Annotated in this window: 8 protein-coding genes; 7 read left to right on the forward strand and 1 reads right to left on the reverse strand. The window is 37.3% G+C overall.

The features are described from left to right. Positions 1 to 57 precede the first annotated feature (57 nt). On the reverse strand, positions 58 to 801 hold the full coding sequence (locus CPT03_RS03810) for a DUF3784 domain-containing protein (protein WP_099437599.1): 744 nt from the start codon (positions 799 to 801) through the stop codon (positions 58 to 60). A 133-nt stretch (positions 802 to 934) separates the two neighbouring features. Between CPT03_RS03810 and CPT03_RS03815 the strand changes: the two genes are divergently transcribed. From CPT03_RS03815 to CPT03_RS03845, 7 genes are all read left to right on the forward strand, one after another. Next, positions 935 to 2,665 carry a tetratricopeptide repeat protein gene (locus CPT03_RS03815; RefSeq protein WP_099437600.1) on the forward strand — a complete coding sequence of 577 codons (1,731 nt, stop codon included), beginning with the start codon at positions 935 to 937 and terminating at the stop codon, positions 2,663 to 2,665. 408 nt (positions 2,666 to 3,073) lie between these two features. Next, entirely contained in the window at positions 3,074 to 3,610 is a 537-nt protein-coding gene (locus tag CPT03_RS03820) for an ExbD/TolR family protein (RefSeq protein ID WP_099437601.1), read from the forward strand. An 84-nt stretch (positions 3,611 to 3,694) separates the two neighbouring features. Further along, positions 3,695 to 4,555: an AraC family transcriptional regulator gene (locus CPT03_RS03825; protein ID WP_099437602.1), complete on the forward strand. Its 861-nt coding sequence runs from the start codon at positions 3,695 to 3,697 to the stop codon at positions 4,553 to 4,555. Positions 4,556 to 4,622: 67 nt separating this feature from the next. After that, the gene (locus CPT03_RS03830; RefSeq protein WP_099437603.1) at positions 4,623 to 5,957 is read left to right on the forward strand and encodes an amidohydrolase; all 1,335 of its coding nucleotides are present in this window, start codon (positions 4,623 to 4,625) and stop codon (positions 5,955 to 5,957) included. A gap of 16 nt (positions 5,958 to 5,973) precedes the next feature. Beyond that, positions 5,974 to 7,224, forward strand: a complete 1,251-nt coding sequence (locus CPT03_RS03835) for an amidohydrolase (protein WP_099437604.1) — start codon at positions 5,974 to 5,976, stop codon at positions 7,222 to 7,224. A 166-nt stretch (positions 7,225 to 7,390) separates the two neighbouring features. Continuing rightward, the gene (locus CPT03_RS03840) at positions 7,391 to 11,512 is read left to right on the forward strand and encodes a two-component regulator propeller domain-containing protein (protein ID WP_172954132.1); all 4,122 of its coding nucleotides are present in this window, start codon (positions 7,391 to 7,393) and stop codon (positions 11,510 to 11,512) included. A gap of 194 nt (positions 11,513 to 11,706) precedes the next feature. Continuing rightward, complete coding sequence (locus CPT03_RS03845; protein WP_099437606.1) at positions 11,707 to 14,892, forward strand: SusC/RagA family TonB-linked outer membrane protein; 3,186 nt, start codon at positions 11,707 to 11,709, stop codon at positions 14,890 to 14,892. Positions 14,893 to 14,897 lie beyond the last annotated feature (5 nt).

Consider the following 14,897-nt stretch of genomic DNA (forward strand, 5'->3'; position numbering starts at 1 on the left):
TATGCAGTTTCCAGACTCCACTTATACGAAGATAGAGTGGCCAATGCTAGTAACAATCTACATTCTAAACTTGGATAAGTTCAGTTGTTTTCTAAGCCTGGTATATATTTCCTGGTTTGATTCTTCTTTAGACGAGTAGTATATTTTTTTGTTATCCTTAGTAATAATTAATATGTAAGAATTATTTTTTGAGTTAATCAGTAATGTTACCTTTTCGCCATCTTTTGTTTTAAATGAACCTTTTTTTGTAGTCTCAACTGCGAAACCATTTATTTTAGAGGTAATCTTCGGTAATTCACTTATTAAGTGAATTGACTTTATATCAGCTAAGTTTATTTTGGTTCCATAATCTCCATTTATTTCTAAAGTCTCATTTTTGATTTCAATTTTATTATCCTTTAAGCTATAAGTGAACATAAAAATGATGAATAGGAGTATAATAAAAAGAACTCCCATAACAACATATGATGCCATCTGTTGCTTTTTGTTGCCATCTTTTAGAAATTGACTTCCTTTCCAAATAAAATAAATATAGGCAGCAATAGGGTAGGCCACTATAAAAAGACCAGCCCAATCTGAACTCACAAAGTAAAAAAGAACCAGAGAGATAATGAGCATCGAAATTCCAAGAACTATGTGGAAGTTTCTGAAATAAGGGACGTATAATTTAATGTTGAATTTTTGTCTATCTTCTTCAGCCATTGTATTATAGCCAGAAAGTATGTACTGAGCATTATTCTCAGTAACTATAAATCCTATTCCAAAAAAGATTAAGCTTAAAATCAGTATAACTATCAGCATCAGCAAAAAAACGTTTAATAATCATTGTATCTTGAATTACTAATTTCTTATTTGATTTATCTAAATCAAAATATATTTATCATTTTTTCTTATATTTAATAGCTGTTTCTGTTCAATAAAACCTGTTTTGCTTATGAAACTTATCTTGCATCTTCTGGTTTTTCTTTCTCTTTTATCATGTAATAACAATAACTCGTCAAAACAAAAAGAATCGTCTGCAAATAAAGCGCAGGTGGCCGTTTGCTATAGCCCTGCTACTGATGATAAAGAATGGTATAGTTCTGGTCGTAAGGCTCCAATGTTTAAAGGGCTTGGGGGAATTGATTTTAAAATTTCGACAAAGAACAAGAAAGTACAGGACTATTTTAATCATGGAATGATGTTAGCCTATGGGTTTAATCATGCAGAAGCTGCAAGGTCATTCTATGAAGCTATAAGGTTAGATTCTACATGTGCAATGGCTTATTGGGGGTTTGCCTATGTGTTGGGGCCAAATTATAATGCAGGTATGGAAGAAGATAATTTTCAACGGGCTTACGATGCTGTGCTTAAGGCGCAACAATTTACCGGTAAATGTACACCCAAAGAAAAAGCGTTGATAGCAGCAATAACTACCCGCTATGCAAAACAACCACCTGCCGATCGGAAACCGCTTGATATTGCCTATGCTGCTGCGATGAAAAAAGTATACAAACAGTATCCATCTGATCCGGATATTGGAGCGTTATATGCAGAATCATTAATGAATCTGCATCCATGGGATTTGTATCACAAGAAAACAAAAATACCTCAACCCTGGACACCGGAACTCGTAGCCGTATTGGAACACCTCATAAAAATTAACCCTCGTCATCCGGGAGCACATCACTTTTATATCCACGCGATTGAAACATCCCTTAAACCTGAAAAAGCATTATCAAGTGCCCGATTGCTTGATACACTTGTTCCCGGTTCTGGTCATCTGGTGCATATGCCTTCTCATATTTATATCAATACGGGCGATTATCACTTGGGTTCTTTATCGAACATCAACGCTGTAAAGTCAGACAGTATTTATACCACAACCTGCCATGCACAGGGTGCATATCCGCTGGCGTATTATCCCCATAACTATCATTTTCTGGCTGCTACTGCCACTTTAGAGGGAAATTCAGCCTTGGCATGGCAAGCTGCATTGGAGGTTCAAAAACACACAGCCAAAGAGATTATGCGAGAACCTGGTTGGGGTACGCTACAGCATTATTATACAATTCCGTACTACGTGGGGGTGAAACTAGCCAAATGGGATACTATACTTTCCTTGCCTCTTCCACCTAAAGACCTGGTATATCCTCAGGCTATCTGGCACTACGCAAGGGGCATGGCCTATCTGGGTAAAAAGGACATAACCCGTGCCCAAAAAGAAATGAAGGCACTCTCTGCTTTGGCTGCTGACACAACTTTGAAAGACTTAACCGTTTGGAATATCAATACAATGGCAGATCTGGTACAAATTGCTTCTAAAGTATTACAGGCAGGCATTGCAGTAAAGCAAAGACAAACAGACCGCGCTATCACCTCACTTAAAGAGGCTATTATTATTGAAGACAATCTCAATTACAACGAACCACCAGATTGGTTCTTTTCTATTAGGCACCATTTGGGGGCAGTATTGCTAAGCGGAGGCAAGTACAAAGAGGCCGAAAAAATATATTTACAGGATTTACAGACCTGGAAAAAGAATGGCTGGGCACTTGTAGGCTTATACCAGGCTCTGCTAAACCAAAATAAAAACGATGAGGCAGGGAAAATAAAAACAGATCTGAATAAAGCATGGCAACACGCAGATTTTGCGCTTACCTCATCATCAGAAGTAATGCAGTAAGCTTCCGTTCTACTTCATTTTAAAATCATAAAAAGTGCATAATATGTCTTATTGCGCATAATCCGTTAATAATTGTTGTAAACCGCGTGGTACGCAAAAGCGTATCTAAATTTCTTTTATATTTAATTGTAGAATTAATTATTAAAAAAATTAAATGGAATTTGGCTTGGTCTCAGATACGGGAACAAAATATTTTTCGGCCTATAATATAGTCGCCTTGTGCACCATGCTCACTCGGACCTTGTACGGCCCTCGTTCGGCCAGAGTCGAATATGTAGCGAACCAAGGAGGCGCCAGTTCCGAAGGATCTGAACCTCCCAAAACGGGTACAAAAAAATATTTATGAATAAGTTTCAATTTCCTTATGAAAATTGAAACTTATTGCCATCATAATTAAAATATATAACTATGGCAACCTTAAGCATTCCTCAAAATGGCAAGGCCTTAAAAGGAAAAAACAGAACACAAAGAACACTCCCTTCGGTAGACCTTACCGCAATGGTAGATCTCGCATTTCTTTTAATAACCTTTTTTATGCTTACTACGTCCTTATCTAAGTTTGGAGCCATGGATGTAGCTAAGCCTATTACCGAGATACCAGATCAACCTTATCCCGCTTCCAGAACAGTAACAGTTCTTTTAGGTAAAGATAACGGCATCGTTTGGTATAAAGGGGAAAGGGAAAAAGCAACTCCACAAAGGGCTAGTTTTAAGCAGATAAGTACTGTTTTGGCCCAAAATAAAAAGGAAATAGCCAGGTTGTATAACAATGATCCCAGCAAGTTTATGATTGTTATTATTAAACCAACAGAAAGTTCAACCTATAAGAATTTTGTAGACTTATTGGATGAAATGAGCATTTCGGATGTGAAATCTTACCTGATTGATGACAAGAGCCTGTTAATTCAGGAACAGGAATATTTGCAAAAGCTAGGAGCAATATGATAAGTTAGCTGGATTAATCGGTGAGTTGACTGATTAATCCAGTTTTTTTTATAAATTTCACAAGCTGGCAAAAGAGCTGTTATTATGCGTAAATACGAAGAAGATAATTCGATATCGGTTATAAGTATTCAGGGATTTCGTGATGGGCAGTTGGCTGGCCGTGAAGAGATTTTATTTAATGAGCTTCATGGCCAAAGAATTATAGAAAAGCCCCATACCCACGATTTTTTTATCATTAACCTCTTTGGCCTGGCTCAAGGGGTACACAATATTGACTCGGTTGATTATCTGATTGGGAACTACCAGGTACATGTATTGTTTCCTGGGCAGATGCATAAATGGGATATTAAAGCTGGTACTGTAGGCTATCAGCTTATGATAGAAAGTGCTTTTTTTGAACAGTTTGCCCCGTATTTCAGGTTTTCGTTTACCAATTATCAAAACCATCCGGTTATACAATTAACAGATGAAGCTTTTGATTTGTTATATTATGAATTTGATGCCATTAAAAATGAGTTGAAAAGAGATAATTCACTTAAGCATTTGATTAGTGCCCGTGCGGCTGTTATAGCAGCTATAGTAAGCAGGGAAGCAGAAAATACATTTACTGAATTTAAGGTTTATCAATCAAATACAAGGCTGGCAGAATTCAATATGTTAATAGATGAATTTTTTAAGGAGCAGAAATTAGTAGCCTTTTATGCCGAAAAACTGAATATTTCTGCAAATTACCTGAATATCCTTTGCAAAAAAAACCTAAAAATATCTGCGGGTCAACTTATACAGCAAAGGGTATGTACTGAGGCCAAAAGGCTGCTTCAAGCCACTAGCCTTTCAATTAAAGAAGTCGCTTTTGAATTGGGATTTGTAGATCATGCATATTTCTCAAACTTTTTTAAAGGCCAGACAGGTATTACGCCCACCGGATTTCGCGAGAAAAGATAAATTTTACAAGTAATGATAGAAATCTTTCAACTGTTTCAGCCAATAAGTCGTCTACATTTGTATAATTATGAAACATTTCAGTATATCGCGCAAAGATTTTATTAGGGATTCGGCAATAGGGCTGGCAGGATTAGCTCTTACCCCCGGACTACTGTACGCACAGTCTGGTAAAAATGCTGAGGATAAAACAATAAAACCAACGAATGCTTATACTTTGAAAAACGTTCGCCTGGAAATAGGTTTTGAATATGAGGGTGACGAAGTTATTGCCACAAAAACCGACCTTTTTTTAATTGAAATTGATAATGGCAAAATAAAAAGAATAAGCCCTAATAAGCCAGGTGCAAATGCTATTGATGCCAAAGGGATGTTAATGCTTCCTTCGTTTAAGGATATGCATATCCATTTGGATAAAACCTTCTATGGAGGTAAATGGCAGGCAGTAAAAAGACGAAGTGGAGGTGTAAAAGGCATGATTGAGCTGGAACAGCAAATATTGCCTGAGCTGCTGAAAACTTCGATCTTTAAAGCTGAAAAGATGATTGAACTACTGCAATCGAAGGGAACATCCTTTGCGCGCAGTCATGTGAATATTGAGCCAACCTCTAAACTGGATTCACTTAAAAATCTGCAAAAAGCATTAGAAAATAAAAAGAAGGGTTTCGGAGCCGAATTAGTTGCCTTTCCACAACATGGTGTATTCTATACAGATTCTGTTCCTTATCTGAAAGAGGCGGCCAAGATGGACATTGATTTTATAGGAGGTGTGGATCCTTATAGCGTTGATGGTGCTATAGAGAAAACAATGGATTTTACAGTACAACTGGCATTAGATAATAATAAGGGGATAGATATTCACTTGCACGAATCTGGTGAGTCGGGATTAAAAACTATAGATTACTTAATTGATAAAGTAAACGAAAACCCAACACTAAAAGGTAAAACATATCTGAGCCATTGTTTTGCTTTAGCAAGATTAGATAAAATAAAAGAGGAAGAAATGGCTGTGAAATTAGCCAATGCCCAAATAGGTATCAACTCTACTATACCTTTTGGCGGACTAATTATGCCAATTCCTACATTGATGAAACACGGTGTAAAAGTAATGACCGGAAATGACAGTATTGTAGATCATTGGAATACTTTTGGAACTGGCAGCGTACTACAAAAAGCTAACCTGGCGGCACAACTGTATGGCTATTCTACTGAATTTTTGTTGTCAAGAATTTTAAAGCTTGCAACTACAGGCCCATTGCCTTTGGATGATAAAGGAATGCAGCAGTGGCCAAAAGCGGGCGATGATGCTGATTTGGTTCTTATTGATGCAAGCTGCTCTGCCGAAGCCGTTTCGCGGATATCTCCGGTAAAATCTCTAATCTATAAAGGAAATATTGTTTTTTAATCTATGTAAACTGCATATGGAAAACAACTATTCAGCACTTGCAAAAGGCCATTATATCTTAAAAAATGTCCGTTTAGAAACTGGATTTATCACTGAAGAAAACGAAATCTCCGGGACACATACTGAACTGTTCTGTGTTGAAATAAAAGACGGAAAAATCTTCAAAATACTTCCTAATGTGCAACAATTGGCAAATGCCGTTGACGCTGGAGGCCTGCTAATGTTGCCAGGGTTTAAAGATATGCATATTCATCTGGACAAAACCTTGTATGGTTTGCCTTGGCAGGCGCTTTCTCCTAAACGAAAAACAGTTCAGGATATGATTGCTTATGAGCAACAGATTATTCCTGAATTATTAAAAACATCTACACACAGAGCCGGGTTGCTGATCAATCTTTTGCAACACTATGGAACTACTTTTGCCCGAACCCATTTTAATGTGGATACCACATCCGGTCTTCGTTCATTAGAAAACCTGCAAAAAGCACTTGATAACAAAAAGGAATGCTTTAATGCTGAACTGGTGGCTTTTCCTCAGCACGGACTTTATTATACAAATTCAGCTCCGCTGATGAAGGAAGCGGCACGGTTGGAGAATGTAGCTTTTATTGGAGGTCTAGATCCATTCAGTATTGATAAAAATATTGAAAAGGCTATTGATTTTACAGTTCAGCTAGCTATAGATAATAATAAAGGTATTGATATCCACCTTCACGACTCTGGAAAAGAAGGGGTACGTACGATTGAATATCTTATTGAAAAAGCCATTGAAAACCCACAATTACAGGGTAAAACCTATGTGAGTCATGCTTTTGCGCTGGCTGCACTTCAGCCACAGGAAGCAAGCGAAATTTCAAAAAAATTGGCTAATGCTAAAGTAGGTATTGTTTCTTCAATTCCATTTAGAGGGAGGGTTATGCCTATACCAACATTGATAAAACACGGGGTAGAGGTTTTGGTTGGTAATGATAATGTACAAGATTATTGGAGTACATTCGGTTCTGGCAATATGCTACAGAAGGCAAATCTGATGGCTAGTCTGTACGGTTGGGGAACCGAATTTGATCTGTCAAGAACCTTACGTTTTGCTACAAAAAACGTACTTCCTTTATCTGATGAAGGAAAAATGCAATGGCCTAAAGCAGGGGATAAAGCCGAACTGGTGTTAGTAGATGCAAGTTGTTCTGCAGAGGCTGTTTCCAGAATGTCTGCAACTATTGCTTTTGTACAAGAAGGAAACCTTTATTGGAAAGATAAGGCATCATAGTATTGCCTGTAACAAAATCTCTTTTGCTGCCTGGGGTAGCAGTAACCACAAATGAAGGCATAACATTTTAGTGTTTAAATTTGTAATGGTTTTAAATATGATGGCTAAATGTTACCTTCGGGAATATTTTTCCTCTCGACTGTACCCCACTATCCATAGGCTGACCATGCGTTTACTTCATTTTTTTATTGTTTTGATATGGATGGAAGTTCAGTTTCTACCTGTTCAGGCTCAGTTAAGTTCAGGGGGAAGTAATGAACAGTCTTTATATGGAAGTTATGCACTTAAAACATATACTATTGCTGATGGGTTGCCCTCTAAGAATACAACGGCTACTCTTAAAGACCGAAGAGGTTTTATTTGGATAGGTACTGAAAATGGTTTGTGCCGTTTTGATGGATACACCTTTAAGGTGTTTTATCATAAAGAGGGAGACGATACTTCCATTAGCAACAATTACGTAAACACAATTGTAGAGGACCATCAGGGTAAATTATGGGTTGGGACAATGGATGGCTTAAATTTACTGGATCCACTTACTGAAAAGTTTCAGAACTTTTATCATGATGAAAAGGTTGTCTCATCTATAAGCAATAATAAAATATGGTCATTGCTTTGTGATCGTGAGGGAACTGTATGGATTGGAACAGATGATGGTTTTAATAGATTTCTGGAACAAACCAAATCCTTTACTACCTATCAGCCAAATCAAGGTGTACCAGGTGCCATGGTTGGGAAATCTGTTAATGCCATTGTTGAAGACAAACATGGAAGCCTGTGGCTTGGAAACTGGAGTGGCGGATTAAATAGGTTTGATAAGAGGACAGCGCGTTTTATTAATTTTCAACAGACACAATTACCCGGACTTAAGAACCCAAATGACATTTGGTCACTTGCATATGATGAGAATGGGGTAATCTGGGTTGGTACTTATTGGAATGGGCTGTTTAAGTTTGATCCGGGAAAAAGCAATTTTACACCAGTTCAAGTACCAGATAAAACTAATACAGGTGTCTACAGCATTTTGCCTGTACAAAAGAATAGACTTATTGTTGGAGGGAATAATGGCTTCTATTGGTTGAATACTGAGAATTATAGTTGGGAACCCATTAAAGATGTAGCAAATTACCCTTTCGGGAATTGTTATATGGATCATAACGGGATAATTTGGATTAATGCCAGAAATGGTGTTTTGAAGATTGATCGACAGCAATATAAGTTTGATTTGACAGAACTTGAACTGGAGAATTACGAGGTCAATAGCGTGGTAAGTAAAGATTCCATACTCTGGATTGGAACTAATAAGGGCCTGTTTACGCTAAATTATAAATCAGGAAAGCTATCTGGAATTAAAAAAAGTGCGCAAACAAATGGTTTAAAGAGCAATGATATTAGTAAACTTTATTTTGACAGCAAGGGGATTTTATGGATTTTGACCGAAAATGGATTTGATAGTTATGATAAGGAACGTAATCTATTTGTTCACCATAATCATCGCTCATCTTTAGGGAGCCTTTTTAACGAAGATGTTTTTCGGGACATCCTTGAAGTTGATCCAGGCATTTATTACCTGGCAACAGATGCCGGACTGAAAGTTTATAATAGTCACAGTAATACTTTTAAGCACTATTTTAACAAAAAGAATGATAAGTATTCCTTAAGTAATAACCATTTGTATTCGTTGTTAAAGGATAAAAAAGGCAATATTTGGATAGGAACATATGGTGGGGGTGTGAATATTTTCGACAGAAAGTCGGAGCGTTTCCGGGTTATCAGATCTGCAGAACACTCAGGTGCCGGAATCAGCAGTAACATCATCAGAAATCTCTATCAGGATTCCAATGATAACATCTGGATTACAACCCCAGACGGGCTAAATAAATACATAGCTAAAGATCAGCGCTTTGTAGTTTATTCGAAAAAGGATGGTTTTTTCAATAATGTATTTAAAGACATTACTGAAGATATTAAAGGAAATATTTGGGTAACCACTGAAAGTGGAATATCAACGTTTGATCCTAAGCATATATCGGTTAGGAATTTTGATGAGGCAGATGGGGTTTCTGTGAATACAGTTATGCTGAACAATGGTCAAAACATATTTCTTACCGGAAATAAGGGGATAATCAAATTCGATCCTTTGGCTATTTATTCGAATAAAACTATTCCGGCAGTATATTTTACTGATTTTCAGTTGTTCAATAAATCTGTTTTTCCAAGTGCCAATGGGCCATTAAAAGAAAATCTGAATGTTTTAAAGGAGTTAACCCTGAACTATGAGCAAAGTGTTTTCTCTTTTGAATTTGTTGGCTTAAATTATATATATCCCGAAAAAAATAAATATGCCTATATATTAATAGGGTTTGATAAGAAATGGAATTATGTAGGTACACAACGCAAGGCAACTTATACAAATTTAAACCCGGGAACTTATAAACTTTGGATAAGGGCATCAAATAATGATGGTGTATGGAACAACAAAGGGCGAGTCCTGGTAATTCATATTAATCCGCCCTGGTACTGGACCTGGTGGGCGTATCTTCTTTATGCATTGGTATTTTGTTTGGCCATTTATGGATATATCTTGTATAGGAATAAACAGGAGGATTTGAAATATAAGATAAAGGTAGCCAATATAGAAAGTGAAAAAGAGAAAGAACTAAACGAGAAAAAACTTTCTTTTTTTACCAATATTTCTCATGAATTCAGGACACCGCTTACTTTAATTATCAATCCAATTAAAGAATTGCTTTATCATGATGATAAAAATGTAGATACCAGTAATCTTAACATCGTGTATCGGAATGCAAAAAGATTGCTTAGCCTTGTTGATCAGTTATTGCTTTTCAGGAAAGCTGATACCCAGGCAGACAAGCTGAAAGCTGCAGATTTGGATATTGTTAACTTGTGTAAGGAAGTATACCTCTGTTTTTCCCATCAGGCCCGCTCAAGAAAGATAAACTATGAATTTCTCTCTTCGCAGGACCATATACAAATTTACGCAGACCGCGAAAAGTTAGAAATTGCCATATTTAACCTGCTTTCAAATGCGATAAAATTTACACCAGATGAAGGATATGTTTCTCTGGAGGTATCTGAAACATTAGGAACAGTAAATATTCAGGTTAAAGATAGTGGCTCTGGTATTCCCGAAAATTCGGGTCAGAAAATTTACAGTAGGTTTTATCAGGAGCCTGATCACAACAATTCTTTAAGAACAGGTTTTGGCATTGGATTATACCTTGTGAAAAATTTTGTAGAGATTCATGGTGGTACGATTAGTTATAAAAGTTCCCAAAATAAGGGTACGAGCTTTTTTATTACCTTATTGAAGGGAAAAAGTCATCTTGATACAGATCAGATTTTGCCTGGTTCTGATGCAAGTTCTCTGCTACTGATGGAGCTTGCTGAAGATGAAGAAAGTTTGGTTAATCGGAACGAAAAGACTACTGTTGAGGAATATGACCGGGCCCTTGCTTTAGAAAAGAAATCGCTTATTATTATAGACGACAATAAATCGATAAGGGATTATCTGGTTGAGGTTTTCAAAGTCCAGTATCACTTGTATGTTGCTGCAAGTGGGGAGGAAGGGATGAGAATGATTAGGGAATTTCTTCCTGATTTCATCATCAGTGATGTTATGATGCAAGGAATTAGTGGAATTGAAATTTGTAGTCTGGTTAAGGAGGATGCATCCCTGTGCCATATTCCAATAGTGTTACTTACTGCCAGTTCATCGCCTGAAATTAAATTGAAGGGCATCGAGATCGGTGCCGATGACTACATAAGTAAACCTTTTGATAAGGATTTACTGGTTGCCAGAGTTGCGGGCATTCTAAAGAGCAAGAGCAGTCTTCAGCAATATTTCTATAATGAGGTTACATTGAACCCAAATAATTTCAGGATCTCTGCAGAATACAGAGATTTTCTTCAAGATTGCATTAGGATTGTAGAGAAACACATCACTGATCCAAACTTTAGTATCCAGATTCTGGCTGATGAGATTGGTATGTCTCGTTCTAACCTGTTTAACAAAATCAAATCTATTTCCGGAAGATCATCTAACAGTTTTATTCGCTTTATACGCTTGCGGAAAGCAGCTGAAATATTTATTAATACAGATAATACCATTTCAGAGACCATGTTTATGGTTGGGATGAATGATATTAAATATTTCAGGGAGCAGTTTAATAAATTGTTCAATATGAATCCTTCCGACTACATTAAGAAATACCGCAAAAATTTTTCAAATAATATTACCCTGAACAAAGATGTGGTAAAAAAGTAGTTGGTTTTACAGCGAATTGAATTTTTACCCCTCTAATATTGGCTGTTTACCCCCTTTAATTCTCTTTAAATCCGTCGAATTTAGCCCTGTTGACTTAACTGATGACAAAGGCATTCATGCTGTGCGCACAACATAAATCCTTTGGTTTAACGGAACGGGCAACAGGATTATTTCAAAACCAAATATAAATCGATATGAGAAAAACTATACGAAACGTATATTCTCCGTTTTGGCCGATGACAAAAAAAGTGCTTGTTGCAACAGTAATAAACACAGTACTGCTTTCGGCGCAGTCGACACCAGCATCAGCGCTGATAGTAAAATCCTCAGTATTTAATGTTAAGCAAGCTGTGATTACAGGAACGGTGCACGATGAAACGGGCAAACCTTTACCTGGAGTAAGTGTAATTGTGAAAGGTACAACCACGGGATCTATAACAGATGAACAAGGTAAGTACAGTATAAATGCTCCCGATAATGCTACTTTAGTATTCACTTATATTGGCTATACAAAAGTAGAATTGCCTGTTGGCGGAAAAACTGTATTAGATATTAATTTAACTCCCGATCAGACTTCTTTGAATGAACTGATTGTTGTTGGCTATGGTACTCAAAAGAAAGAAACGGTAACCGGATCTATCTCGCAGGTAAAAGGAACTGATTTGGTTAAAAGTCCGCAACCCAACCTATCCAATGCCCTGGCAGGAAGATTTTCTGGTGTGGTAATCAATAACAGAGGAGGAGAACCGGGATATGATGGCTCTAGCATCACCATCCGTGGACAGGCTACAACTGGCAGCAATGCAGTGCTTGTAGTAGTAGATGGTGTTCCCGGACAAATTGGAGGGTTAGAACGTCTCGATCCTAATGACATTGAAAGTGTGTCGGTGCTGAAGGATGCTTCGGCAGCCATCTATGGTAACCGCGCTGCCAATGGAGTTATCCTGGTAACTACAAAAAAAGGTAAAACAGGTAAGCCTACAATAAGCTATAGCTTTAATCAGGGTTTCAGTTCGCCAACTCGTTTGCCAAAACTTGCTGATGCAGCAACGTATGCACAGATTATGAATGAGATTAATTATTACGCAAGCGAATCCGGTGGTTTAAACCAATCCTATTCAGAAGAGCAAATTCAGAAATTCAGAGATGGTTCTGATCCGATTCTTTACCCAAATACAGACTGGGCCAAAACTGTGCTTAAGAAATCAGCTTTGCAAAATCAGCACAGCTTGTCTGTAAACGGGGGAACCGATGATGTAAAATATTACATGTCTCTTGGTATGATCGATCAGGACGGGATTTATAAAAATGGAGTTACCAACTATAAACAATACAATTTCAGGTCAAACATTGATGCAAATGTAAGTAAGCGTTTAAAAGTAGGATTATCAATTGCCGGCCGAGAAGAGAACCGTAAATTTCCGATAACCGGAGCCAATGATCTTTTTAGATCACTTTACCGCTCTAAACCTATTGTAGCTGCATTTTATCCAAATGGATTGCCAACAAGAGGAATAGAAGGTTCAAACCCTGCGGTATTGGTAACAGATCTGGGTGGTACCAGCAATAATCCTACACAGGTGATTAACGCCATTTTAAGAGGTAGTTATCAGATACCTGGTATTGAAGGTCTTTCGGCTGATGGATTTTTCTCGGTAGACAAATCAAATGTGTTTGTCAAAACCTTTAATAAACCTTATTTATTGTATGAATATCAAGCATCGAACAATACGTACACTTCAGGAACCTATGGAGGAAACAACAATAAGGCTACTCTAAAGGAGTCTCAGAAACGTGAGTCATTGATTACTTCTAACATTAAACTAAATTTTGAGCGTAGCTTTGGTTTACATGAAATTAATGCCTTTGTGGGGTATGAACAAAGTAAAAATAACCTTGAATTTTTTGATGCTGATCGTTTTAATTATCTGTCAAACCAATTGCCTGAGCTTTCTCAGGGAGGAACTGCATCAACAGATTTTCTTAACTCTGGTTACAGTTCAAATTATACCCGTCAGAGTATAATCAGTAAATTGGCATACACTTATGACAGTAAATATCTATTTGAAGGTCAGCTGCGTCGTGATGGGTCATCCATCTTTGCACCTGGCAAACAATGGGGTACTTTTCCATCAGTTTCTGCGGGATGGCGCATCAATAAAGAAAAATGGTTCGGTGATAATGTGAAATTTTTCGACGAACTGAAGTTAAGAGCTTCTTATGGCTCATTGGGTAATGATAATGTAAATGCATTCCAGTATTACGACAATTACACTTTAGTAGGTAATGGCTTCGTGGCGCAAGCACCTGGTGGGGCTGCAACTATTCAACCAGGAGTTGGTTTATCAAAACTTGCTAATCCGAATATTACCTGGGAAGTGTCAAAAAAACTGGATATAGGAATTAATGCAACATTCCTGAAGAATTTCACATTCGAGGCGATCTATTTTAAGCAAAAAAGGTCTGATATCCTTGCAGCGCGTAATGCATCTCTTCCTGGATCGTCAGGTATAGTGAATCCTTTTAATGATGGTAGTTCAAATTATAATCCTCTGGTTCCTTCCGAAAATATCGGTAAAGTAAACAGTGAAGGTTTTGAGGGTACATTGGGTTATACACACCGAGGGAATGAATTTAATTGGGGTGTTTCAGGTAATATGACTTATGCTAAAAGCGAGGTCATCTTTATTGATGAAGCATCTGGAACCCTGGATTATCAAAAGAAGACTGGCAGACCATTGAACAGCTATCTGTTGTATAATGCCATAGGTATTTTCCGCACGCAGGCTGATCTGGATAACAATCCTCATGTTTCAGGAGCAAAAATAGGTGACCTGATCTATGAAGATTATAATCGTGATGGTGTGCTAAACGCAGATGATATGAGCATGGCAAAATATGGTAACATTCCTCAGATTACTTATGGCTTTAACTTTAATGCCTCTTATAAAAATTTCGATTTGTCGGTATTGTTTGCCGGACAGGCAAGGGTAAGCCAATATGTATTGCCTGAATCAGGTAGTATAGGTAATTTTTATAGTAGTTGGGCCGACAATAGATTTAGCCCTTCTAATCCAAATGGATCTTTTCCAAGAGTGACCGAACGTGCAGGTAATGCAATTAGTGGAGGTGCCTATAAAAATAATTTCTGGTTGAATAATTCTTCATTCCTGCGTCTTAAAAATGTAGAGCTTGCTTACAACCTGAAAGGAGATTTTTTATCAAAGATCAAGGTCTCGGGAGTGAGGATATTTGCAAGTGCTTTTAACTTATTCACGATCACTAAAGTAAAAGATTATGATCCTGAAGGAAGTAGTGAAAGTGGACAGTTTTATCCGCAACAAAGGATCATCAACTTAGGTGCAAACGTTAAATTTTAAATCTT

It is taken from the genome of Pedobacter ginsengisoli (genome assembly GCF_002736205.1).
Classification (GTDB): Bacteria; Bacteroidota; Bacteroidia; order Sphingobacteriales; family Sphingobacteriaceae; genus Pedobacter; species Pedobacter ginsengisoli_A.

Coding starts and splice junctions, on each gene's coding strand:
- CPT03_RS03810 (WP_099437599.1), bottom strand. CDS start 801: ATGCTGATAGTTATACTGATTTTAAGCTTAATCTTTTTTGGAATAGGA.
- CPT03_RS03815 (WP_099437600.1), top strand. CDS start 935: ATGAAACTTATCTTGCATCTTCTGGTTTTTCTTTCTCTTTTATCATGT.
- CPT03_RS03820 (WP_099437601.1), top strand. CDS start 3,074: ATGGCAACCTTAAGCATTCCTCAAAATGGCAAGGCCTTAAAAGGAAAA.
- CPT03_RS03825 (WP_099437602.1), top strand. CDS start 3,695: ATGCGTAAATACGAAGAAGATAATTCGATATCGGTTATAAGTATTCAG.
- CPT03_RS03830 (WP_099437603.1), top strand. CDS start 4,623: ATGAAACATTTCAGTATATCGCGCAAAGATTTTATTAGGGATTCGGCA.
- CPT03_RS03835 (WP_099437604.1), top strand. CDS start 5,974: ATGGAAAACAACTATTCAGCACTTGCAAAAGGCCATTATATCTTAAAA.
- CPT03_RS03840 (WP_172954132.1), top strand. CDS start 7,391: ATGCGTTTACTTCATTTTTTTATTGTTTTGATATGGATGGAAGTTCAG.
- CPT03_RS03845 (WP_099437606.1), top strand. CDS start 11,707: ATGAGAAAAACTATACGAAACGTATATTCTCCGTTTTGGCCGATGACA.